This is a genomic window from Collimonas sp. GW821-FHT02H07, from assembly GCF_059421505.1.
Window position 1 is genome coordinate 103,558 of the sequence record NZ_JBWKVC010000017.1, and the last position, 22,155, is coordinate 125,712.

19 protein-coding genes and 1 riboswitch are annotated in these 22,155 nt (G+C 60.0%); of the genes, 8 read left to right on the plus strand and 11 right to left on the minus strand.

Annotated features, from left to right (window positions below; translation table 11 throughout):
* Positions 1–34: 34 nt before the first annotated feature.
* Positions 35–2,806 (minus strand): DNA polymerase I, encoded by a 2,772-nt coding sequence (gene polA / locus AC07V8_RS22270; RefSeq protein WP_494680766.1) that lies wholly within the window; start codon positions 2,804–2,806, stop codon positions 35–37.
* Between polA and AC07V8_RS22275 the strand changes: the two genes are divergently transcribed.
* From AC07V8_RS22275 to AC07V8_RS22290, 4 genes are all read left to right on the plus strand, one after another.
* Positions 2,807–3,544 carry an LOG family protein gene (locus tag AC07V8_RS22275; RefSeq protein WP_494680765.1) on the plus strand — a complete coding sequence of 246 codons (738 nt, stop codon included), beginning with the start codon at positions 2,807–2,809 and terminating at the stop codon, positions 3,542–3,544. It abuts the gene before it with no gap.
* A 94-nt stretch (positions 3,545–3,638) separates the two neighbouring features.
* Positions 3,639–4,076, plus strand: coding sequence for a hypothetical protein (locus tag AC07V8_RS22280; RefSeq protein ID WP_494680764.1), 438 nt, complete (start codon positions 3,639–3,641; stop codon positions 4,074–4,076).
* Positions 4,077–4,177: 101 nt separating this feature from the next.
* Positions 4,178–5,134 (plus strand): homoserine kinase, encoded by a 957-nt coding sequence (locus AC07V8_RS22285; protein ID WP_494680763.1) that lies wholly within the window; start codon positions 4,178–4,180, stop codon positions 5,132–5,134.
* A gap of 11 nt (positions 5,135–5,145) precedes the next feature.
* Entirely contained in the window at positions 5,146–5,943 is a 798-nt protein-coding gene (locus tag AC07V8_RS22290; protein ID WP_494680762.1) for a BPSS1780 family membrane protein, read from the plus strand.
* A gap of 87 nt (positions 5,944–6,030) precedes the next feature.
* On the opposite strand, the gene AC07V8_RS22295 is transcribed toward AC07V8_RS22290, so the two are convergent.
* Complete coding sequence (locus AC07V8_RS22295) at positions 6,031–8,310, minus strand: UvrD-helicase domain-containing protein (protein ID WP_494680761.1); 2,280 nt, start codon at positions 8,308–8,310, stop codon at positions 6,031–6,033.
* 166 nt (positions 8,311–8,476) lie between these two features.
* Here AC07V8_RS22295 and AC07V8_RS22300 point away from each other — a divergent pair, with 166 nt between their 5' ends.
* Together AC07V8_RS22300 and AC07V8_RS22305 are read left to right on the plus strand one after the other, a co-directional pair.
* Complete coding sequence (locus tag AC07V8_RS22300) at positions 8,477–9,694, plus strand: MFS transporter (protein ID WP_494680760.1); 1,218 nt, start codon at positions 8,477–8,479, stop codon at positions 9,692–9,694.
* A gap of 112 nt (positions 9,695–9,806) precedes the next feature.
* Complete coding sequence (locus AC07V8_RS22305; protein WP_494680759.1) at positions 9,807–10,295, plus strand: Dps family protein; 489 nt, start codon at positions 9,807–9,809, stop codon at positions 10,293–10,295.
* A gap of 15 nt (positions 10,296–10,310) precedes the next feature.
* Here AC07V8_RS22305 and thiE read toward each other — a convergent pair whose 3' ends face one another.
* The 5 genes from thiE to thiC form a co-directional block, all read right to left on the minus strand.
* Positions 10,311–10,925 carry a thiamine phosphate synthase gene (gene thiE, locus AC07V8_RS22310; protein WP_494680758.1) on the minus strand — a complete coding sequence of 205 codons (615 nt, stop codon included), beginning with the start codon at positions 10,923–10,925 and terminating at the stop codon, positions 10,311–10,313.
* Positions 10,922–11,740, minus strand: a complete 819-nt coding sequence (thiD, locus tag AC07V8_RS22315) for a bifunctional hydroxymethylpyrimidine kinase/phosphomethylpyrimidine kinase (protein WP_494680790.1) — start codon at positions 11,738–11,740, stop codon at positions 10,922–10,924. Before thiD ends, thiE begins: the two co-directional genes overlap by 4 nt.
* Before the next feature lie 14 nt (positions 11,741–11,754).
* Positions 11,755–12,567, minus strand: coding sequence for a thiazole synthase (locus tag AC07V8_RS22320; protein ID WP_494680757.1), 813 nt, complete (start codon positions 12,565–12,567; stop codon positions 11,755–11,757).
* Between the two features lie 98 nt (positions 12,568–12,665).
* Entirely contained in the window at positions 12,666–12,866 is a 201-nt protein-coding gene (gene thiS, locus AC07V8_RS22325) for a sulfur carrier protein ThiS (protein ID WP_494680789.1), read from the minus strand.
* A gap of 8 nt (positions 12,867–12,874) precedes the next feature.
* Positions 12,875–14,788, minus strand: a complete 1,914-nt coding sequence (gene thiC / locus AC07V8_RS22330) for a phosphomethylpyrimidine synthase ThiC (protein ID WP_494680756.1) — start codon at positions 14,786–14,788, stop codon at positions 12,875–12,877.
* Positions 14,789–14,883: 95 nt separating this feature from the next.
* Positions 14,884–14,991: riboswitch (TPP riboswitch) on the minus strand.
* A 248-nt stretch (positions 14,992–15,239) separates the two neighbouring features.
* Here thiC and AC07V8_RS22335 point away from each other — a divergent pair.
* Both AC07V8_RS22335 and AC07V8_RS22340 read left to right on the plus strand, forming a co-directional pair.
* Positions 15,240–18,074, plus strand: a complete 2,835-nt coding sequence (locus AC07V8_RS22335; protein ID WP_494680755.1) for a valine--tRNA ligase — start codon at positions 15,240–15,242, stop codon at positions 18,072–18,074.
* A gap of 103 nt (positions 18,075–18,177) precedes the next feature.
* Positions 18,178–18,612: a DUF2147 domain-containing protein gene (locus AC07V8_RS22340; RefSeq protein WP_494680788.1), complete on the plus strand. Its 435-nt coding sequence runs from the start codon at positions 18,178–18,180 to the stop codon at positions 18,610–18,612.
* 129 nt (positions 18,613–18,741) lie between these two features.
* Here AC07V8_RS22340 and AC07V8_RS22345 read toward each other — a convergent pair whose 3' ends face one another.
* The 4 genes from AC07V8_RS22345 to ruvA form a co-directional block, all read right to left on the minus strand.
* Entirely contained in the window at positions 18,742–19,584 is an 843-nt protein-coding gene (locus AC07V8_RS22345) for a 2-keto-4-pentenoate hydratase (protein WP_494680754.1), read from the minus strand.
* Positions 19,585–19,734: 150 nt separating this feature from the next.
* The gene (locus AC07V8_RS22350; RefSeq protein ID WP_494680753.1) at positions 19,735–20,187 is read right to left on the minus strand and encodes a YaiI/YqxD family protein; all 453 of its coding nucleotides are present in this window, start codon (positions 20,185–20,187) and stop codon (positions 19,735–19,737) included.
* A 43-nt stretch (positions 20,188–20,230) separates the two neighbouring features.
* Positions 20,231–21,289, minus strand: coding sequence for a Holliday junction branch migration DNA helicase RuvB (gene ruvB / locus AC07V8_RS22355; RefSeq protein WP_494680752.1), 1,059 nt, complete (start codon positions 21,287–21,289; stop codon positions 20,231–20,233).
* A gap of 92 nt (positions 21,290–21,381) precedes the next feature.
* Positions 21,382–21,960, minus strand: coding sequence for a Holliday junction branch migration protein RuvA (gene ruvA / locus AC07V8_RS22360; protein WP_211444763.1), 579 nt, complete (start codon positions 21,958–21,960; stop codon positions 21,382–21,384).
* Positions 21,961–22,155 lie beyond the last annotated feature (195 nt).

The window sequence follows — 22,155 nt, forward strand, 5'->3', positions numbered from 1 at the left end:
TATCGTTAACCATCTGCCATCGCGCATCAATTCATTAATGCGCCTCGTCCCAGTTCTTGCCGACGCCGACTTCGGCAATCAGCGGCACCTTCAGCTCCGCCACGCCAGCCATCAGCTGCGGCAGCTTTTCCCGCACCAGCGCCAGCTCGTCCTGCGGCACTTCAAGCACCAGTTCATCGTGCACCTGCATGACCATCTTGGATTTTAACTGTTCTGTTTCAATCCAGTTTTGCACCGCGATCATCGACAGCTTGATCAGGTCGGCAGCCGTGCCTTGCATAGGCGCATTGATCGCCGCCCGCTCGGCGCCCTGGCGGCGCTGGCCGTTGGGCGAATTGATTTCCGGCAGCCACAAACGGCGCCCGAACACGGTCTCGACATAGCCTTGCGACTTGGCCTGCACCCGTGTCATGTCCATGAACTGCTTGACGCCGGCAAAGCGCATGAAATATTTTTCGATATACATTTGCGCCGCGGCGCGCTCGATGCCGAGGTTGCCGGCCAGGCCAAATGCGCTCATGCCGTAGATCAGCCCGAAGTTGATGACCTTGGCGTAGCGGCGCTGCTCGCTGCTGACCTCCGCTGCGGTGGTGCCGAAGATTTCGGCGGCAGTGGCGCGGTGAATGTCGATGCCTTCGGCAAACGCGCGCAACATGTTTTCATCGCCCGAGATGTGGGCCATGATGCGCAGTTCGATCTGCGAATAGTCGGCTGAGACGATCACGCTGTCGGCCGGCGCCACGAATGCTTCGCGGATGCGGCGGCCTTCGGCGGTGCGGATCGGGATGTTCTGCAGGTTGGGATCGTTCGACGCCAGGCGGCCGGTGACCGCCACCGCCTGCGCATAGTTGGTGTGCACGCGGCCGGTGTCCGCATTGACCATCTTCGGCAGCTTGTCGGTGTAGGTCGATTTCAGCTTGGACAGGCTGCGGTAGTCGAGCAGCACCTTCGGCAGCGGATAGTCTTCCGCCAGTTTCTGCAGCACTTCTTCATCGGTGGAAGGCGATCCGGACGGGGTCTTCTTGACCACCGGCAGCTTGAGCTTTTCAAACAATATTTCACCCAGCTGCTTGGGCGAACTCAGGTTGAACGGCTGGCCGGCCAGGTCATAGGCTTGCTGCTCGATTTCCAGCATGCGCTTGCCCAGCTCGTTCGATTGCGTCGCCAGCAGGCTGGCGTCGATCAGCACGCCGTTGCGCTCGATCTTTTGCAGCACCACCGAAGTCGGCACTTCGATTTTTTCGTAGATGAAACGCAGCTTGGCGTCGTCGACGATATGCGGCCACATGGTCAGGTGCAGCTGCAGGGTGATATCGGCATCTTCCGCCGCATATTCGGTGGCGCGGCCGATCTCGACTTCATCGAAACCAATCTGCGAAGCACCCTTGCCGCACACTTCCTGGAAGGTGATGGTCTGATGGTTCAGATGGCGCAGGGCCAGGCTGTCCATGTCATGGCTGCGGTGCGATTCGAACACATACGATTCCAGCAAAGTGTCATGGACGATGCCGCGCAGGTTCACGCCCTGGTTGGCGAAAATGTGGCTATCGTATTTGAGGTTCTGGCCGACCTTCGGCTTGCTGTCGTCTTCCAGCCACGGCTTCATCTTTTGCAGCACCAGCTCGCGCGACAGCTGCGCCGGCGCGTCCTGGTAGCAATGAGCGACAGGGATGTAAGCGGCAGTGCCGACTTCGCAGCACAAGGAAATGCCGACCAGCTGTGCGGTCATCGGCTCAAGCGAGGTGGTTTCGGTATCCACCGCGGTCAGGGCCGCCTTGTCGATGCGCTGCAGCCAGGCATCCAGCTGGGCTTCAGTCAGCACGGTTTCATAGTGGCGCTCGACGGCGTCGAATAGGCTGCTCTGCGCCGGGGCGTCAGACGCGGCGGCGGCAACGGCCGCCGTCGACACAGGCGCGCCGGCGGCGGAAGCGGAAGGCGCCGCCGCGGGTGCGCTCAATTCGCGCAGCCAGGTCTTGAAGTTGTAGCGCGTGAACAATTCGATCAGGGTGTCCTTGTCCTGCTCCGGCGCGATCAGCGATTCCGGGATCGACACCATATGCGCGCTGAGGTCGCAATCGGTCTTCACCGTCACCAGCTCCTTGGCCTTCGGCAGCCAGTCCAGCACCTGCCGCAGGTTCTCGCCGACCGCGCCGCCAATGCTTGCGGCATTAGCGATCACGTTGTCGACCGTGTCGTACTGCGCCAGCCATTTGACCGCGGTTTTCGGGCCGACCTTGGAGACGCCGGGGATGTTGTCGACGGTGTCGCCGATCAAGGTCAGGTAGTCGACGATGCGCTCCGGCGGCACGCCGAATTTGGCGATCACGCCGGCGCGGTCGAGGGTCTCGTTGTTCATGGTGTTGATCAGCGTGACGTCGTCGTTGACCAGCTGCGCCAGGTCCTTGTCGCCGGTCGAGACCACTGCCTGCATGCCGTGCTGCACCGCCTGCACGGTCAGGGTGCCGATCACGTCGTCGGCCTCCACGCCCTCCACCATCAGAATCGGCCAGCCCATGGCGCGCACGGCGGCGTGAATTGGCGTAATCTGTTTAACTAGGTCCTCCGGCATGGAGGCGCGGGTCGCCTTGTAGTCGGCGTACATATCGTCGCGGAAAGTTTTACCTTTTGCATCGAACACACAGGCAAGGTAAGCTGCGGGGTAATCGATGCGTAAACGACGCAGCATATTGATGATGCCGTACAGAGCGCCGGTCGGCTCATTGGCGGCATTGCGCATATCGGGCAAGGCATGGAAGGCGCGATACAGATAACTCGAACCATCAACTAACAGCAGGGTTTTTTGCATATGGAATTGAACGGAAAAAATGTGCCGCGTTTGCGGCAAGTGACGGATATCGAACGCGCAACATCGAAAAAGGCGCGCGAATCGTGGCATATGTTCACGATTATGGCAGAATTTATCGAGTCGACCGAACGCCTTTCCGAGTTGCATCCGGCGGTATCCATCTTCGGCTCGGCGCGGATCAAGGAAGACAATCCGTATTATCCCCTTTGCAAGGACATTGCACGGCGCTTTTCCGACGAAGGTTTTGCCGTGATTTCAGGCGGCGGACCGGGTTTGATGGAAGCCGCCAACAAGGGAGCTTTCGAAGGCAAGTCGCCTTCTGTCGGCCTGAACATTGAATTGCCGCATGAACAAAGCGGTAACAAATGGCAGGATATTTCCCTCAGCTTCCGTCATTTCTTCGCCCGCAAAGTGGCTTTCGTGCGCTATGCCGACGCCTACATCGTGCTGCCGGGCGGTTTCGGCACCATGGACGAGCTGACCGAGGTCCTGACCCTGATCCAGACCGGCAAATGCCGCCATATCCCGATCATCCTGGTCGGCAGCAAATTCTGGAGCGGCTTGCTGGACTGGTTCCGCACCCAGCTGGTGGGCGACGGCATGATTGCCGCCAAGGACATGGACCTGATCCAGGTGCTGGACGATCCGGCCGAGATTCTTGCCGCCGTAGTGGAATTCTACGAGGCCGGCGAAACCGTCATGGCCGAGTCCGACCGCCATACCGGGGTTTTGCTGTAAACACCGCGCTTGCCGGCCCCTTATCGCCTATAGGCGCCGGCGGTTTGTTACAATGCAGGCATAGTCTTGTCCCACTCAAGGTAGCCAAATTCACATGAATAAATCCAAAGTCTGGCCATTGCTGGCAATTTGTCTTGCCTCTCTCGCAACACCCTTGCTGGCAAGCGCCCAGCAAGCGACGCCGCCCGCCAAGACCACTGCCCCGCCGCCGCCAGAGCTGCAAAAGCTGGAAGAAGGCGAAGCGCCGCCTGTCACCGTCCGCAAACCGGGTGAAGATAACGGCAACATCACGCAAACGCGCAAGCAGGGCCGGGTTGATGAAGTCAAGGTCACGAGCGGCGGCAGCACTTACTACGTGAAGACGCCATCGCAGGCCGGCACTTTAGGGCCGACCGATGCGCCGCCGCGTGGCGCGCAATGGCAGGTCAAGGAGTTCGACCTGGGCCAGAAAGCCCATAAGCCGGGTGAAGCAGTGCAGTCCGACAGCGATGCCGGATTGCCGCCGCCGGCGCTGCCCGCGACCAAGAACTAGTCCGGCACTCCCTTAAGCAGCCATGCGGCCAATGCGCGGAACCACCGCGTATTAGCCGCATATTTATTCCGACGAACATTGTCTTTCCCCGGTTTTTTCTCATGGCAGTATTTACCCCCGTCACACTAGACGATCTCACCCAGTGGATCCCCCCGTTTTCCTTAGGCAAGGCACTCGCCATCAGGGGCATTTCATCCGGTATCGAAAACAGTAATTTCTTCATCGATACCGAGCGCGGCGAATATGTGCTGACGATCTTCGAGAATCTCAGTTTTGAACAGCTGCCGTTTTACCTGGAACTGATGCGCCACCTGGCGCGCCGCGGAGTGCTGGTGCCGGCGCCGGTCGCCAATCAGCAGGACCAGATCATCAATCCGCTGCACGGCAAGCCGGCGGCGATCGTCACCAAGCTGGAAGGCGCTTGCCAGATGGCCCCGGCGCCGGTCCATTGCGCAGCGGTAGGCGCGATGCTGGCGAAAATGCATCTGGCGGCGCAAGACTTTCCAATCCGGCAACCGAATCTGCGCGGCCTGCCGTGGTGGCGCGAAACCGCGCCGGTGGTGCTGCCCTACCTGCCGCCGGACGGACAACAGCTGCTGCGCGACGAAATGGCGTTCCAGGAGGCGTTTGCCGCCTCGGAAACCTATCGCCAGCTGCCCAACGGCCCGGTGCATGCCGACCTGTTCCGCAACAACGTGATGTTCAACGGCGACCAGTTGAGCGGGTTTTTCGACTTCTACTTTGCCGGCTGCGACACCTGGCTGTTCGACCTGGCCGTCACCGTCAACGACTGGTGCGTCGACCTGGCGACCGGACAGCTTGACATTGCCAGAGTACGCGCCATGCTGGATGCATACCATGCCGTGCGGCCCTTCAGCGCGGCCGAGCAAGCCGCCTGGCAGCCGATGCTGCGCGCCGGCGCCTTGCGCTTCTGGCTGTCGCGGCTGTATGACTTTTACTTGCCTCGTGCTGCGGAAATGCTCACGCCGCACGACCCAAGCCACTTTGAACGGATTCTGCGGCAGCGCGTGGCGCACCCGGCACCGAACCTGTACTGATTAAATAAACAATGGAAAAACTGCCTGCCAAAACCGGATGGATATGGATCAAGGAGGGGTTTGCGCTGTTCCGCAAGCAGCCGGCCGAGATCTCCACCTTATTCCTGGCCTACATGTTCTTGATGCTGGGATTGAATCTGGTCCCGGTGCTGGGACAGATCATGCCGGTGATCCTTGTGCCGGTATTCGCCATGGCCTTCATGCAGGCTTGCCAGAATATCGAACAGGGCAAGCGCGTCTACCCTAACCTGCTGCTGGTCGGCTTCCGTTCGCCTGCACTGCAAAAACTGCTGATCCTGGGCATGCTCTACATGGTCGCGGCCGTCATTGCGATTGCCGCCTCGGCGCTGGTCGACGGCGGCGTGTTCTGGCAAACGGTAACCGGCCAGACTACGCTCGATCCGAAGGAGATACAGGATTCCAGCATGTCGCTGGCAATGATGTTCTCGGCAGTGGTCTACATCCCGGCGGCGATGGCGTTCTGGTACGCAGCGCCGTTGATCATGTGGCAGAAGATGGGCGTGATGAAAGCCATTTTCTACAGCTTCTTCGCGGTCTCGCGCGAGATGAAGGCATTCGCAGTCTACGGCCTGGCGTGGGCCGCCATCGGCGTAGTGCTGCCAGCCATAGTCAGCGTCCTGATCGCGGTGGTGATCGGTAATGCCTCTGTCACGATCATGATCCTGCTGCCGCTGTCGATTGCCTTGACGGTGGTGATGTACTGCTCCTTCTATCCTACCTATACCCACATCTTCGGCAAACCCGAACAGGATTTGCCGTTGCCTGAGCCGGCCGGCAAGCCAGAGTAAGCAACCGGCCCCGTAGGGTGGGCAAGCTTTTCTGCCCACGCGTGACAGCAAATGCGCATAGGTCACGCGTGGGCACAAGTGCCCACTCTACGCGACCTTCTCCAGCTTCGCCACACTCAGATCCAGCAGTTTCATCCCATGCTTGCCGAAGTTGATATGGGCGCGCGCATTGCCGCCGCTGCCTTCGATATTGACGATCACGCCTTCGCCGAATTTCAGGTGGGCGACGTTCTCGCCGATGCGCCAGCCGACATCGCGCCGGCCGAAGTTCTTCGAGATATTGTTGGCAGCTTTCTCGGGTGCTTCGTCCCAGGCTGACTTGGCATTGGCAAACCAGCTGTGCTGCTGCACCTTCGGCGACAGCCACTTCAGCGCGTCTTCCGGCAACTCGTCAAAGAAGCGCGAACGCATGTTGTAGCGAGTCTGGCCGTGCAGCATGCGGGTCTGCGAAAAGCTCATGTACAGACGCTTCTTGGCGCGCGTGATGGCGACATACATCAGGCGCCGCTCTTCTTCCACGCCGGCGTCTTCCTTCTGCGAATTCTCGTGCGGGAACAAACCCTCTTCCAGGCCGGTGATGAACACCGCGTCGAACTCCAGACCCTTGGCCGAGTGCACCGTCATCAGCTGCAAGGCTTCCTCGCCGGCCTGGGCCTGGTTGTTGCCTGCCTCCAGCGAGGCGTGCGAGAGGAAGGCCGACAAGGGCGACATCACCGCCGACAGCGGCGCATCGGCGTCGAACACTTCGAAGCCGTCGGCAGTCGTGATGGACGCTCCTGACACGGCTTGCGCCTTGGGGCCGAGCAAGGCCGGCGCATCGATGCCGAATCCTTCTTCCGACACAAACAGGGTCGCAGCATTCACCAGCTGCTCCAGATTCTCGATGCGGTCCGCGCCTTCCTTTTCATTTTGGTAATGCTGCATCAGGCCGCTCAGGTCGAGCACTACCTGAACCATTTCCGGCAGCGGCAGATGCTGGGTTTCAAAGCGTCCGCCTTCGATCAGCTTGAGGAAGGACCCGAGCGTAGCGCCGGCCTTGCCGGCCACATACGGCACAGCCGCGTACAAGGAAATGCCATATTGTTTTGCCGCATCCTGCAACTGTTCCAGCGAGCGCGCGCCGATGCCGCGCGCCGGGAAATTCACCACGCGCAGGAAAGCCGAATCGTTGTGCGGATTATCCATCAGCTGCAGATAAGCGATCGCGTGCTTGACCTCGGCGCGTTCGAAATAGCGCTGGCCGCCGTACACCCGGTACGGAATGCCGGATGCCACCAAGGCATGCTCGATCACGCGCGACTGCGCATTCGAGCGGTACAGCACGGCGATTTCGCTGCGGCTGGCGCCGTCGTTGATCAGGCTCTTGGTTTCTTCGATGATCCACTGCGCTTCCTGCAGGTCGCTGGTGGCTTCGTAGATCCTGACCGGCTCGCCATGGCCGGCATCGGTGCGCAGGTTCTTGCCGAGGCGCTTGCTGTTGTTGGCGATCAGCGTGTTGGCGCTGTCCAGGATATGGCCGTGCGAACGGTAGTTCTGCTCCAGCTTGATCAGGTTCTCGACCCGGAACTCATGTTCGAAAGCAGTCATGTTGCCGACATTGGCGCCGCGGAAAGCGTAGATGCTCTGGTCGTCGTCGCCCACAGCGAATACCGCGCCGCGTTGGCCGGCCATCAGCTTCAGCCATTTGTACTGGAGGTCGTTGGTATCCTGGAACTCGTCCACCAGGATGTGCTGGAAGCGCGACTGGTAGTGCTCGCGCAGCGGCTGGTTGCGGCTCAGCAGTTCATAGGTACGCAGCAGCAGCTCGGCAAAATCGACCACGCCTTCGCGCTGGCATTGCTGATCGTACAAGTCGTATAGTTCAACGAATTTGCGGTTGTAATCGTCATTGGCTTCGACTTCATTGGCGCGCAAACCCTGGTCCTTGGCGCCGTTGATGAAGTACATCAGGTTGCGCGGCGGATATTTCTCATCGTCGACATTCATCGCCTTCAGCAGGCGCTTGATGGCCGACAGCTGGTCTTGCGAATCCAGGATCTGGAAGGTCTGCGGCAAGGCGGCGTCGCGGTAATGCGCGCGCAGCAAGCGGTTGCACAGGCCATGGAAAGTCCCTATCCACATGCCGCGCGTATTGATCGGCAGCATCGCCGACAGGCGCGTCATCATTTCCTTCGAGGCTTTATTGGTGAAGGTCACCGCCAGCACGCCGGACGGCGATACCTGGCCGGTCTGGATCAGCCAGGCGATGCGGGTGGTCAGCACCCGCGTCTTGCCGGAGCCGGCGCCGGCCAGGATGAGTGCGGACTGCGCAGGCAAGGTGACTGCCGCGAGCTGTTCTGGATTGAGGTTATGAAGAAGATTTTGCATCCCGACATTATAAGCTGCGGGCGCGGCTGCCGAGGATCGCTCGCGATATCGGCTGAAACTTAGGCCGGATTGCCGGCGCCAGCAGCGTCCGGGCCGGGAGGGTAAAATACCGCATTGCATCATCAGCAACGCCTCTGTATCCATCTCACCCCAACCAAGTCCCATCATGTCAGAAGAAGTCCGTCTCGACCGCGCCAGCCTGCCGCTGTCCGAGAGCGCAGTAACATTTCACATCGTCTCCACCGCTTTCTTTACATTTATTTGCTACCTGGCAATAGGCATTCCGCTGGCGGTGCTGCCAGGCTATGTCCATGTCGATCTCGGTTACAGCTCGGTGCTGGCGGGTTTGGCGATCAGCATGCAGTACCTGGCGACCCTGCTGAGCCGGCCGCTGGCAGGCCGCATGGCCGATTCGGTCGGCCCCAAGACCGCGGTCCTGCGCGGCCTGATCGGCTGCAGCATCAGCGGCGTGTTCCTGCTGATCGCGGCGTTCTTCATCCATCTGCCGGCGCTGAGCCTGGCGATCCTGCTGACTGGCCGCCTGGTGCTGGGCTGCGGCGAGAGCATGGTCGGCACCGGCGCCATTACCTGGGGCATAGGGCGGGTGGGCGCACAGCACACGGCCCGCATGATTTCCTGGAATGGTATCGCTACCTACGGCGCGCTGGCCGTCGGCGCCCCGCTCGGCGTACTGATCTCCCACGCCTGGGGCCTGGCGGCGGTGGGCGCCACGGTGACAGTGCTGTCGGTCGCCGGCTTCCTGCTGGCGCGCCTGAAAGCGGCGACTGCGGTGGTGCGCGGCGAGCATCTGCCGTTCGGACGCGTATTGCGCAAGGTCTTCCCGCATGGCATGGGGCTGGCCCTGGGTTCGATCGGCTTCGGTTCCATCGCCACCTTCATCACCTTGTTCTATGCCAGCCATCAATGGCCGAACGCAGCTTTTGCGCTGACCTTGTTCGGCAGCTTCTTCGTCGGCGCGCGGCTGCTGTTCGCCCATACCATCTCGCGCTTCGGCGGCTTTCGCGTGTCGATCGTCTGCTTTTCGATAGAAGCCTTCGGTCTGCTATTGTTGTGGCAGGCTGGTTCGCCATTTTTTGCGCTGTGTGGCGCGGCCCTGACCGGCTTCGGCTTTGCCTTGATATTTCCAGCGCTCGGCGTCGAAGCGGTGAACCTGGTGCCGGCCAATAATCGCGGCAGCGCGCTCGGTGCCTACTCGGTGTTCCTGGACCTGGCGCTGGGCGTCACCGGTCCGCTCGCAGGCCTGATCGTGAGCAAGTTCGGCTATGCCGAGGTGTATCTGTTTGCCGCCACGGCATCGCTGGCGGCGGTGGCGCTGACCGTCAGCATGTATCGCCGCTCGCAGGCTGCCGCCATCATCGGCTAGCGCCGCAGCGCAGCGCCAGGAAACCCCGCGGTTTTCTTGGCTGGCGGCGAATTGACATAAAATCGTGGTGCAAGTCTCTCATTCAACTGTCATCGTTAGAAGGAGCCGCACCATGGTAAAGAAGAACGTCGCAGTCATCGATATCGGCATCAGCGACAAGGATCGCAAGAAGATCGCCGACGGCCTCAGCAAACTGCTGGCCGACACCTACACCCTGTACCTGAAGACCCATAATTTCCACTGGAACGTGACCGGGCCGATGTTCAACACGCTGCATCTGATGTTCGAGACCCAGTACAACGAACTGTGGCTGGCGGTGGACCTGATCGCGGAACGCATACGCGCCCTCGGCTATCCGGCGCCTGCCACCTACAAGGCGTTCGCCAAGCTGACCTCGATTTCGGAAGAAGAAGGCGTGCCGAATGCGACCGCCATGATCCAGCAGCTGGTGCAAGGGCAAGAGTCCGTGACGCGCACGGCCCGTTCGATCTTCCCGGTGGTGGACGCCGCAGCCGATGAACCGACCGCGGACTTGCTGACGCAGCGCATGCAACTGCACGAAAAGAATGCCTGGATGCTGCGCAGCCTGCTGGAGACCTGAAGCGTCTGCGATTGCTTAACGGTCGTTGAACAAAGCCGCGAAACTGCGCGCCGCGGCGACCGGATCCGCAGCCAGATAAACACTGCTGATGGCCGCCACCATATCGGCGCCGGCGGCGATCAGCGGCACCGCGTTCTCTTGCGTCATACCGCCGATCACCACATTCGGCAAGGCGATTTCCGCATTCGAGCGGGTGACGATGTCGACTGGCGTGGTCACCGGATATTTCTTCACACGCGACGGATAAAATCCACCGAAGGCGACGTAGCTGGCGCCGGCGCGCTGCGCCGCGTGCGCCAGTTCCAGATCGCCGTAGCAGGAAGCACCGACGATCTTGTCCGCGCCAACCCGCGCCCGCACTTCCGCCACGCTGGCGTCGGTGCCGCCGACATGGATGCCGTCGGCATCCAGCGCCAGGCACAGCTCGACATAGTCGTTGACGATGAAAGGACGCTGGTAGCGCCGGCACAGCGCCAGCAGGGCTTCTGCCTGCTCCTGGCGCAATGCGGCATCGGCTGTCTTGTGGCGGTACTGCAGCAATGCCGCGCCGCCTTGCAAGGCTTGCTCGCTGACTTTCAGCAGCCTGGCGGTGTCATCCCAGTCGGGCGTGACGATGTATAAACCCTTCATGACTTCATCCTATTCAAAAACGGTAAGGTGCGGTTCGGTATGCGCTGGCCGGCGGCGATTGCATACGATGCCGCCAGAGTCTGCTGGCAGTAGGTTTGCGCGGCGGCGATCGCCGCTTCCATCCCCAGCCCCTGCGCCAGCAGCGCGGACAGCGCCGCCGCCAGGGTGCAGCCGCTGCCGTGGAATTCACCCGGCAGGCGCGGCCAGCTCCAGCTGCGCGATTGATCCTGGCTGATCCAACGGTTCAAGACCTGGTCCTGCTCCGGACCGTGGCCGCCTTTCAGCAATACGTTCCGGCAGCCGCGTTCCAGCAACAGCCGCGCCTGTTGCTCAGGATCGGTTTCGCTGCCGCACAAGCGGTCCGCTTCAAGCCGGTTTGGCGTGACGACCGTGGCCAGTTCAAACAAGGGCGCAACGGCGGCAATCGGATCTTCACTGGCCAGGCTGTCGCCATGGCCGTTCGCCAGCACCGGATCGAACACCACCGGCAAATCAGGTTGCCGCATACGCAACTGGCGGATGATGGCGGCGATCGCTTCCGCATTGGCGCGATTGCCGACGATGCCCAGCTTGACTGCGGAGATATCGATGCGGCCGACCAGCGCCTGTGCCTGCTGCCGCACCAGTTCCGCCGCGACAGGATAAACGCCGAAGACGCGCTCATTGTCCTGCACCGTCAGCACCGTGACGACCGACAGCGGATGCGCGCCAAGCGCAGCGATCGCTGTAATGTCCGCTTGCATGCCGGCGCCGCCGCTCGGGTCCGAGCCGGAAAACACCAGCACGCAAGGCGGCGCCACGGCGCCGCTGCGCATGTCGCCAGTCACAGTCACTTGACGCGTCCTGCCATTGGCGAAGACGGCGAGGCAGTGAAGCGCTTCGGCATCCTGCCCGCCAGGAAGGCTTCGCGTCCGGCTGCTATCGCCAGCCGCATGGCGCGCGCCATGCGGATCGGGTCCTGAGCGCCGGCAATCGCGGTATTCATCAGCACGCCGTCGCAACCCAGTTCCATCGCAATCGCTGCATCCGAAGCGGTGCCGACGCCGGCATCGACCAGCACCGGCACCTTGGCCTGTTCGATGATCAGCGACAGATTCCAGGGATTCAGGATGCCCATGCCGGAACCGATCAGCGACGCCAGCGGCATCACCGCGACGCAGCCGATCTCTTCCAGAATGCGCGCCTGGATCGGATCGTCGCTGCAATACACCATCACGTCGAAACCGTCCTTGACCAGCGCTTCCGCCGCTTTCAAGGTTTCCGGCATGTTGGGGAACAGCGTGCGCTCGTCGCCCAGCACTTCCAGCTTGGCCAGCTTGTGGCCGTTCAGCAGTTCACGCCCGAGTTGCAGTGTATAAATCGCGTCGGCCGCCGTATAACAACCCGCTGTATTGGGCAGTATGGTGTAGCGCGATGGCGGCACCACATCCAGCAAATTCGGCGCGTTGGGATCCTGTCCGATATTGACGCGGCGGATCGCTACCGTGATGATTTCCGCGCCGCTGGCTTCGGTAGCGGCGCGGGTCTGTTCCAGGTCGCGATACTTGCCGCTGCCGACCAGCAGCCGCGAACTGTACGTCTTGCCGGCGATGGTCAGGCCAGTGTCTGCTTGCCCCGTTTCGGGGGAGGAGTTCAGATTCATGACAAATCCTTTAATAAAAAATGTAGGATGGGCATGCAATGCCCACGCGTTGACGCAGCATCGGCATCCGCGTGGGCACGCGTGCCCACCCAACGATGTCAGCCGCCGCCTATGGCACGTACCACATCGACCTTGTCTGCCGGTTGCAGGACGCGCTGTGGCCATAACTTGGCCGGCACCACCTGCCGATTCACAGCCACAGCAACCGCCTTGCCTGCCAATTCCAGTGAGACGATCAGCTGCTCCAGATTCTCTCCGTCAGCCAGCGGATGCGGCGCGCCATTTAGGACAATCTCCATCATCAACCTCACTGCTTGCTATAGATTTCCGCGCCGTTCCTGACGAACTCGATGGCTTTCACTTCCATCCCCTGCTTCAATGCGGCGATGTCGGAAATGCCTTGTGCGGCGGCGTATTCGCGCACTTCCTGGGTGATCTTCATCGAACAGAAATGCGGGCCGCACATCGAACAGAAATGCGCCACCTTGGCGGAATCCTTAGGCAAGGTTTCATCATGGAATTCGCGCGCCTTGTCCGGATCGAGACCGATGTTGAACTGGTCTTCCCAGCGGAATTCGAAGCGCGCTTTCGACAGGGCGTTGTCGCGGATCTGCGCGCCGGGATGGCCCTTGGCCAGGTCGGCCGCATGGGCGGCGATCTTGTAGGTGATGATGCCGTCCTTGACGTCGACCTTGTTGGGCAAGCCCAGATGTTCCTTCGGCGTGACGTAGCACAGCATCGCCGTGCCGTACCAGCCGATGGTGGCGGCGCCGATGCCGGAAGTGATGTGGTCGTAGCCAGGCGCGATGTCGGTGGTCAGCGGTCCGAGCGTGTAGAACGGCGCTTCGTGGCACTGCTCCAGCTGCAGGTCCATGTTTTCCTTGATCAAGTGCATCGGCACGTGGCCGGGGCCTTCGATCATCACTTGCACGTCGTGCTTCCAGGCGATCTGGGTCAGTTCGCCCAGGGTCTTCAGTTCGCCCAGTTGCGCTTCATCGTTGGCGTCATAGATCGAACCTGGACGCAAGCCGTCGCCGAGGCTGAAGCTGACGTCATAGGCTTTCATGATTTCGCAGATGTCTTCGAAGTGGTCGTACAGGAAGGATTCGCGATGATGCGCCAGGCACCATTTCGCCATGATGGAACCGCCGCGGCTGACGATGCCGGTCAGGCGCTTGGCGGTCATCGGCACGTATTGCAGGCGGACGCCGGCATGGATGGTGAAGTAGTCGACGCCCTGCTCGGCTTGTTCGATCAGCGTATCGCGGAAAATTTCCCAGGTCAGGTCTTCCGCCTTGCCGTTGACCTTTTCCAGCGCCTGGTAGATCGGCACCGTGCCGATCGGCACCGGCGAGTTGCGGATGATCCATTCGCGGGTTTCGTGGATATGCTTGCCGGTCGACAGGTCCATCACGTTGTCGCCGCCCCAGCGGATCGCCCAGGTCATCTTTTCGACTTCTTCGCCGATGGAAGATGTCACTGCGGAATTGCCGATGTTGGCGTTGATCTTGACCAGGAAATTGCGGCCGATGATCATCGGTTCGATTTCCGGGTGGTTGATGTTGGCGGGAATGATGGCGCGGCCGCGGGCGATTTCCGAGCGCACGAATTCCGGCGTGATTTCAGCCGGCAGCGAGGCGCCGAACGACTGGCCCGGATGCTGGCGGCCCATCAGCTCGGCCAGCTTGTTGCCCATCGGGCCGGAGGCTTTCAGCTCTTCCAGGTATTCCTTGCGGCGCATGTTTTCGCGGATCGCCACGAATTCCATTTCGGGCGTGATGATGCCCTGGCGCGCATAGTGCATCTGCGAGACGTTCTTGCCGGCCCTGGCGCGGCGCGGCTTGCGGTGCAGGTTGAAGCGCAATTCCGCCAGCTTGGGATCGTTGAGGCGCTCGATGCCGTATTCCGAGCTTGGGCCCGACAGTTCTTCGGTGTCGTCGCGCTCCATGATCCATGGCAGGCGCGGTGTGGCGAGACCGGAGCGGATATCGATCTTGACGTCCGGGTCGCTGTACGGACCGGACGTGTCGTAGACATAGATCGGTGGATTTTTTTCGGCGCCGAACGAAGCAGGCGTATCCGACTGGCTGATCTGCCGCATCGGTACGCGGATATCAGGGCGCGAGCCGGTGATGTAGATCTTGCGGGAATTCGGCAGGGGATGGATTGCAGCTTCATCCACCGTTGCTGTGGCGGACAGGAATTTTGGGTTGGCGTTCATATTGGCTCCTTTGCTTGTATTTCATGGCTTGGAGCCAGCAAAGGAGTTTTCGAGCCTGACGGTGGGATCACAGCAAAAAGCGGTAAATCGGCCGACAACATTCTCGACAGCTTCCCTTCGCTGGCATTACCCAGATCAGGTTCGAGGGTATTTCTCACCCGATTGCATTGATATTTCAGCAATCAGGACCCCTAGCGTTGTGCCGCCCCGGCGTTTGATTTCGAGGACAGCGGAAAGGATTTTACACCCGCAATCGGCTTGCGGTATATCGAAAATCCAGGTTTCCTTATCCCGGATCAAGTATAGAAGGCGGCTTCCGTGGCAAATCCGTCCACACGATTGTCTTTACGTCAAAAAACCATGCCTCCCGGCCGCCAATGTTAGGAGCCATCCGGCTGCGTACTTTATAATCATCGTTTTAGATCGCTTTAGCAAAGAACCCCAATAAATCATGGAATTAGCCAAGTCTTTCGACCCTGCCGAGATTGAACAATTCTGGCGTACGGAATGGGAAAAGCGCGGGTACTACACCGCCACCACCGACGCCGACAAGCCATCCTTCAGTATTCAGTTGCCGCCGCCCAACGTGACCGGCACGCTACACATGGGACACGCCTTCAACCAGACCATCATGGATGGCCTGACCCGTTATCACCGCATGCGCGGCTATAACACGGCATGGATTCCCGGCACAGATCACGCCGGCATCGCCACGCAAATCGTGGTCGAACGGCAGCTCGATGCGCAGAAGGTATCGCGCCACGACCTCGGCCGCGAGAAGTTCGTCGAGAAAGTCTGGGAGTGGAAAGAAAAATCCGGCTCCACCATTACCGGCCAGATGCGCCGCATGGGCGCCTCCACCGACTGGAGCCGCGAATACTTCACGATGGACGACAAGCTGTCCGGCACCGTGGTGGAAGTGTTCGTGCGTCTGTTCGAACAAGGTTTGATCTATCGCGGCAAACGCCTGGTCAACTGGGATCCGGTGCTTGGTACCGCCATCTCGGAACTGGAAGTGGCGCAGGAAGAAGAAGACGGTTCGATGTGGCATATCCGTTATCCGTTCGCCGACGGCAGCGGCCATCTGACGGTTGCCACCACGCGTCCCGAAACCATGCTGGGCGACGTTGCCGTCGCAGTCGATCCGACTGACGAACGTTATATCCATCTGGTCGGCAAGATGCTCAAGCTGCCGCTGACCGACCGCGAAATCCCGGTCATTGCCGACAGCTATGTCGACAAGGAATTCGGCACTGGTTGCGTGAAAATCACGCCGGCGCATGACTTCAACGACTACGCGGTGGGACAACGGCACAAGCTGGCGCAAATCTCCATCCTGTCGCTGGATGCCAAGATCAACGAAAACGGCCCCGTCCAATACCAGGGCATGGATCGCTTCGTGGCGCGCAAACAGATCGTTGCCGATCTGGATGCCCAAGGTTTGCTGGAATCGGTCAAGCCGCACAAGCTGATGGTGCCGCGCGGCGACCGTACCGGCGTGGTGATCGAACCGATGCTGACCGACCAGTGGTTCGTGGCGATGAGCAAGCCGGCGCCGGAAGGCACGCACTTCCCGGGCAAATCGATTACCGAAGTGGCGCTGGAAAAAGTCGCCAACGGCGAAATCCAGATGATTCCGGAAAACTGGAACAACACTTACAACCAGTGGCTCAACAATATCCAGGACTGGTGCATTTCGCGCCAGCTGTGGTGGGGCCATCAGATCCCGGCCTGGTATGCCGACGACGGCAAGATCTATGTCGCCCGCAATGAAGCAGAAGCGCAGGCCAAGGCCGCCGCTGCCGGCTATACCGGCGCGCTGAGGCGCGACGACGACGTGCTGGATACCTGGTTCTCATCGGCGCTGGTGCCGTTCTCGACCCTGGGCTGGCCGGAGGAAACGCCGGACTACAAGATGTTCCTGCCGTCGTCGGTGCTGGTCACCGGTTTCGACATCATCTTCTTCTGGGTGGCGCGGATGGTCATCATGACCACCCACTTCACCGGCAAGGTGCCGTTCAAGACCGTGTACGTACACGGCCTGGTGCGCGACGGTAACGGCCAGAAGATGTCCAAATCGAAGGGCAATACGCTTGACCCTATCGACCTGATCGACGGCATCAAGCTGGAAGACCTGGTCGCCAAGCGCACCGTCGGCCTGATGAATCCTAAGCAGGCGGACAGCATCGCCAAGGCCACCCGCAAGGAATTTGCCGACGGCATCCCGGCCTTCGGCACCGATGCGCTGCGCTTCACCTTCGCCTCGCTGGCAACGCTGGGCCGCAACATCAACTTCGATCTCGGCCGCTGCGATGGCTACCGCAACTTCTGCAACAAGCTGTGGAACGCCACCCGCTTCGTGCTGATGAATACCGAGGGCAAGGACTGCGGTTTCGACGGCCATACGCCAGGCGTGTGCGACAAGGAAAACCTGCAATTCTCGCAAGCCGACCGCTGGATCGTTTCGCTCCTGCAGCGCACCGAAGCCGACGTCGCCAAAGGTTTTGCCGACTACCGTTTCGACAATATCGCTTCGGCCATCTATAAATTCGTCTGGGATGAATACTGCGACTGGTACCTGGAAGTGGCCAAGGTGCAGATCCAGCAAGGCAACGAAGCGCAGCAGCGCGCTACCCGCCGCACCTTGCTGCGCGTGCTGGAAGTGGTGCTGCGCCTGGCGCATCCGATCATCCCGTTCGTCACCGAGGCATTGTGGCAAAGCGTGGCGCCGCTGACCGGCAAAACGCTGGATCCGGCCGGCGATTCCATCATGCGCCAGCCTTATCCGGAAGCGAACCTGGAAAAGATCGATGACAGCGCGGAAGCCTGGATGACCCAGCTGAAGTCGCTGACCGACGCATGCCGCAACCTGCGCGGCGAAATGCAATTGTCTCCTGCGTTGCGAGTGCCGCTGATCATCGCCGGTTCGGCTGAGCAGCAGGCAACCTTGCTGTCGTTTGCACCGTATCTGCAGGCGCTGGCAAAATTATCAGAAGTGCAAGTAGTAGAGACTCTACCCGAATCGCCCGCGCCGGTCTCGATAGTCGGCGATGCTAAGCTGCTGCTCAAAGTAGAAATTGATGTTGCAGCTGAACGGGAACGTTTGGGCAAGGAAATCGCTCGTATCGAGGGTGAGATGGCGAAAGCCGAGACTCAGCTGGGCAATGAAAGCTTTGTGGCAAGAGCACCGGCACAGGTGGTTGCACAGATGCGGGAACGCCTGGTCAATTTTTCGGGTACCCTCGAAAAATTGCGCGAACAGTTTGCAAAATTAAAAGTATCTTGAGTTCTTGTCAATAGAATGACGCCGGCTGGCGGTACTGCAGCCGGCGCCGCAGATAACAGATACCAGGAGACGATGCATGAACAAACTTTTGATGCGGCTTGTAATGACGGCAATCGCCAGCAGCGCCTTGCTGGCCGGCGGCGCCTTTGCCCAGGGCGCCAGCTCGGCGGTCGGCCTGTGGAAGAATATCGATGACCACACCGGCAAGCCAAAGGCGCTGATACGCATCACCGAATCCAACGGCGTCCTCAGCGGCAAGATCGAAAAGCTGCTGCGCGATCCTGCCGAAGACCAGAATCCGAAATGTATCAAATGCGAAGGCGAACTGAAGGATCAGCCTATCCTGGGCATGACCATCATCACCGGCATGCAAAAGGATGGCAGCGAATACAACGGCGGCAAGATCCTCGATCCGGACAACGGCAAGGTCTATAAGAGCAAGATGACGCTGAAGGACAACGGCGCGAAACTGGATGTGCGCGGCTATATCGGCGTGCCAATGCTGGGCCGCACGCAAACCTGGGAGCGGCAGGAGTAAGTTCTTTTCTGATGAGTCGCCGCGGCTTGCCGCGGGCGTAAAAAAATGCCGTTCCAGCCTTGGGCTGAACGGCATTTTTATTGGCTGGCGCTGATAGCGCTATCAGCATGTCTGTCTTTATGCGGTCGCCTAGACGAAAGACACCGTCAGGCCCGGCAGCGCGATGCCGGAAAACGCCGTGACCCAGGTCTGCCCGGCTTGCACCGGGTAGGCATCGGTCCAGGTGCCGGTGGTGATGATTTCTCCCGCCTGCAAGGGCGTGAACTCAGGATGGGCGTTCAGCACCTGGTGCAAATGCCACAGGGCGTGCACCGGACTGTCCAGCACATCGCTGCCGAAACCGGCGCCGCACAAGGTGACCGAATCCTCGGTGCAGCATGACAGCGAAACGCTGGCATTGGCCAGCATGCTGGCCAGGTTGCGCCGGGTCGCGCTCGACAATACATGCGGCTCGCCGATGATCAGGGTGCCATGCAGGCCGAAGGCGGCGATGGCGTCCACCGCTTCAAACTTCCAGTCGGGGAAGGGGCAGACCACGATTTCGAAGGCATGCGCCATCCATTCGATGCAATCGGCAATTTCTTCCAGGCTGGCGTCGGGCGCCGGCGTCCTGCCGAGGCTGAAAACCACTTCCGGCTCAATGCGCGGCTGCACCGCCCCTTCCAGGCTCTGGATGCCGCGGTTGTCTTCGGCGTAGCGCACCGTGGTGTCGAATATATGCGCCCAGATCGGCGCGCTGATCGATTCGGCGATGCCGTATTTCTGCCAGATGTTGCGGTTGCAGAATCCGAGCTTGCGTCCGACCGGATTGGAACCCTGGCCGATGCTGGCATCCAGGATCCGCTTGCCGATCTCATAGCCATCCATCACTGACAGGGCGTCGGCTTGGGACAATAGGGGCATCAGTTTGGCTTGCGCTCGCGCGTCCAAAAGCTGATGGGCATAACGGTTAGCTTTGGTAGACATAAGCATGGTTGACTTGCACACTATTAGTGAAGACTATCGTATTGTCTGTGACGTTTAATTTTTACACAAGCAGCGAAATATTGGCATTTCGACACCTGCATCGCGGAACGGCACGATGCCCGCGCATATGCGGCTATCAGCCGCGATTAGAAACGATCATCGAATTCGCGATTTCTGCAAAAACTGATCAAGCTGTGATGCGAACAAATGGCGGTCGCCTTGACTGAAGGTCGTCGGACCGCCAGTTTCGACGCCGCTGCCGCGTAACTCCTCCATGAAATTACGCATCGTCAGGTGCTGCTGGATGTTGTCTTTGGTGTAAAACTCGCCCCGTGGATTCAGTGCTTTGCCGCCTTTTGCCAGGACATCGGCCGCCAGCGGAATATCCGCAGTGATGACCAGATCCCCGGCTTGTAACAATCGAACAATTTCATTGTCGGCGACATCAAAGCCGGCCGGCACTTGCACGGCCTTGATGAAACGCGAAGGCGGTACGCGCAATAATTTGTTGGCCACCAGCGTCACGGTGATCTGCAGGCGCTCGGCTGCCCGGTACAGGATTTCCTTGATAACGTTCGGACAAGCATCGCCGTCAACCCAGATCTGCATGGCGGCGGGCGCCGGCGTTGCTCCATCGGTGACTGAAGGGGCGTTAATTTTGCCCCCACAATTCACCATTCGGCCCGGTTCTCGGCGCACTGACGCCAAAATGCGCATAAGCCGCCGGTGTCGCAATGCGGCCGCGCGGCGTCCGTTGCAGATAACCCTGCTGGATCAGATACGGTTCCAGCACGTCTTCAATCGTGTCGCGTTCCTCGCCGATCGCCGCTGCCAGGTTGTCCAGGCCGACCGGGCCGCCGCCGAACTTGAACAGCACTGCCTCCAGCAGTTTCCTGTCCATGACGTCGAAACCGACCGGATCGACATCCAGCATCACCAGAGCGGCGTCGGCCATCGCCTTGGTGATTTCACCGTTGCCTTTGACCTCTGCATAATCGCGCACGCGGCGCAGCAGGCGGTTGGCGATACGCGGCGTGCCGCGGCTGCGCTTGGCGATCTCAAAAGCGCCGTCGTCCATGATGGGGGCGCCCAGCAGAGAAGCGCTGCGGGTGACGATCTTGCCCAACTGCTGCGGCGTATAGAATTCGAGGCGGGCGACGATCCCGAAACGGTCGCGCAAGGGATTGGTCAGCATCCCGGCCCGCGTGGTCGCGCCCACCAGGGTGAAAGGCTGGAGGTCGAGGCGCACCGAGCGCGCGGCGGGACCTTCGCCGATCATGATATCTATTTGATAATCTTCCAGCGCCGGGTACAGGATTTCTTCCACCACCGGCGACAAACGATGAATCTCGTCGATGAACAGGACGTCATTGGCTTCCAGGTTGGTCAGCAGCGCCGCCAGGTCGCCGGCGCGCTCCAGCACCGGACCGGAAGTCTGGCGCAGATTGACGCCCATTTCACGCGCGATGATGTGCGCCAGCGTAGTCTTGCCCAGACCCGGAGGGCCAAACAACAAAGTATGATCCAGCGCCTCGCACCTTTGGCGCGCGGCGGTGATGAATATCTGCAGCTGATCGCGTATCTTTTCCTGGCCGACGTACTCATCCAGCTGTTTCGGCCGCAAGGCGCGTTCGATCGCCTCTTCGTTCGGCGATGCCGGCGTGGCGGAAATGATGCGCTGTTCAGTGAAATCGTCGGTTTGGATACTCATGTTCGGATTGTAGCCAGTGTGCGGCGATTAAATATATAAAAAAACCACGCTACGCCAATAAAAGACAAATCATCCTGCTTTGTGCTCCCGTCCTACAGCTTGGAGAGCGCTTTCAATGCCAGTTTGATACCTTCCGACACGGTAGCATCGGGCGGCAACTGCTTGAGCGCAAGCATGGCTTCCTTGTCCGAATAACCAAGCGCGATCAGGGCATTCAGAATATCGCCACTGGCATCGCTGCCATGAGGGCTGCCGACCGGCCCCAGATCCGCGCCCAGCTTGCCTTTTAGCTCCAGCAGCAGGCGCTCCGCGGTTTTCTTGCCGATGCCAGGCACTTTGGTCAGCCGTCCGGCTTCCTGCAAAGTGACGGCCTGGGCCAGATCCTGCACTGACATGCCGGACAGGATCGAAAGTGCAGTGCGGGCGCCGACGCCGCTGATCTTGATCAACTGCTTGAAGACATTCCGTTCTTCGGCTGTGCCAAAACCGTACAGCACGTGGGCATCTTCGCGTATCGCCAGATGCGTCAGCAAGGCGATTTTTTCCCCGAGTCCCGGCAAATTATAGAAAGTGCTCATCGGCACCCCGACCTCGTAACCGACGCCGTTGCAATCGATCAGCAGTTGGGGTGGATTTTTCTCGAGCAGAATGCCTGAAAGACGACCTATCATCGCGGTATGGCCTTAATGTGAATCAATGAATCATACAGGACAACTGGTTAAAAACACAGTAGTTTTGTTGCAGCAAAGCTGAAATTGCAGGAAATGATGTTGTTGCATGAATCGAAAACGCAAAGCAAAAACCCTCTGCACGATGAGATGCAGAGGGTTTTTTAATAAAAGCCTGACGATGACCTACTTTCACAC

Excerpts from the sequence above, each read along its gene's own strand:
- polA (WP_494680766.1), bottom strand. The coding sequence starts at position 2,806 with ATGCAAAAAACCCTGCTGTTAGTTGATGGTTCGAGTTATCTGTATCGC.
- AC07V8_RS22275 (WP_494680765.1), top strand. The coding sequence starts at position 2,807 with ATGGAATTGAACGGAAAAAATGTGCCGCGTTTGCGGCAAGTGACGGAT.
- AC07V8_RS22280 (WP_494680764.1), top strand. The coding sequence starts at position 3,639 with ATGAATAAATCCAAAGTCTGGCCATTGCTGGCAATTTGTCTTGCCTCT.
- AC07V8_RS22285 (WP_494680763.1), top strand. The coding sequence starts at position 4,178 with ATGGCAGTATTTACCCCCGTCACACTAGACGATCTCACCCAGTGGATC.
- AC07V8_RS22290 (WP_494680762.1), top strand. The coding sequence starts at position 5,146 with ATGGAAAAACTGCCTGCCAAAACCGGATGGATATGGATCAAGGAGGGG.
- AC07V8_RS22295 (WP_494680761.1), bottom strand. The coding sequence starts at position 8,310 with ATGCAAAATCTTCTTCATAACCTCAATCCAGAACAGCTCGCGGCAGTC.
- AC07V8_RS22300 (WP_494680760.1), top strand. The coding sequence starts at position 8,477 with ATGTCAGAAGAAGTCCGTCTCGACCGCGCCAGCCTGCCGCTGTCCGAG.
- AC07V8_RS22305 (WP_494680759.1), top strand. The coding sequence starts at position 9,807 with ATGGTAAAGAAGAACGTCGCAGTCATCGATATCGGCATCAGCGACAAG.
- thiE (WP_494680758.1), bottom strand. The coding sequence starts at position 10,925 with ATGAAGGGTTTATACATCGTCACGCCCGACTGGGATGACACCGCCAGG.
- thiD (WP_494680790.1), bottom strand. The coding sequence starts at position 11,740 with ATGCGCAGCGGCGCCGTGGCGCCGCCTTGCGTGCTGGTGTTTTCCGGC.
- AC07V8_RS22320 (WP_494680757.1), bottom strand. The coding sequence starts at position 12,567 with ATGAATCTGAACTCCTCCCCCGAAACGGGGCAAGCAGACACTGGCCTG.
- thiS (WP_494680789.1), bottom strand. The coding sequence starts at position 12,866 with ATGGAGATTGTCCTAAATGGCGCGCCGCATCCGCTGGCTGACGGAGAG.
- thiC (WP_494680756.1), bottom strand. The coding sequence starts at position 14,788 with ATGAACGCCAACCCAAAATTCCTGTCCGCCACAGCAACGGTGGATGAA.
- AC07V8_RS22335 (WP_494680755.1), top strand. The coding sequence starts at position 15,240 with ATGGAATTAGCCAAGTCTTTCGACCCTGCCGAGATTGAACAATTCTGG.
- AC07V8_RS22340 (WP_494680788.1), top strand. The coding sequence starts at position 18,178 with ATGACGGCAATCGCCAGCAGCGCCTTGCTGGCCGGCGGCGCCTTTGCC.
- AC07V8_RS22345 (WP_494680754.1), bottom strand. The coding sequence starts at position 19,584 with ATGCTTATGTCTACCAAAGCTAACCGTTATGCCCATCAGCTTTTGGAC.
- AC07V8_RS22350 (WP_494680753.1), bottom strand. The coding sequence starts at position 20,187 with ATGCAGATCTGGGTTGACGGCGATGCTTGTCCGAACGTTATCAAGGAA.
- ruvB (WP_494680752.1), bottom strand. The coding sequence starts at position 21,289 with ATGAGTATCCAAACCGACGATTTCACTGAACAGCGCATCATTTCCGCC.
- ruvA (WP_211444763.1), bottom strand. The coding sequence starts at position 21,960 with ATGATAGGTCGTCTTTCAGGCATTCTGCTCGAGAAAAATCCACCCCAA.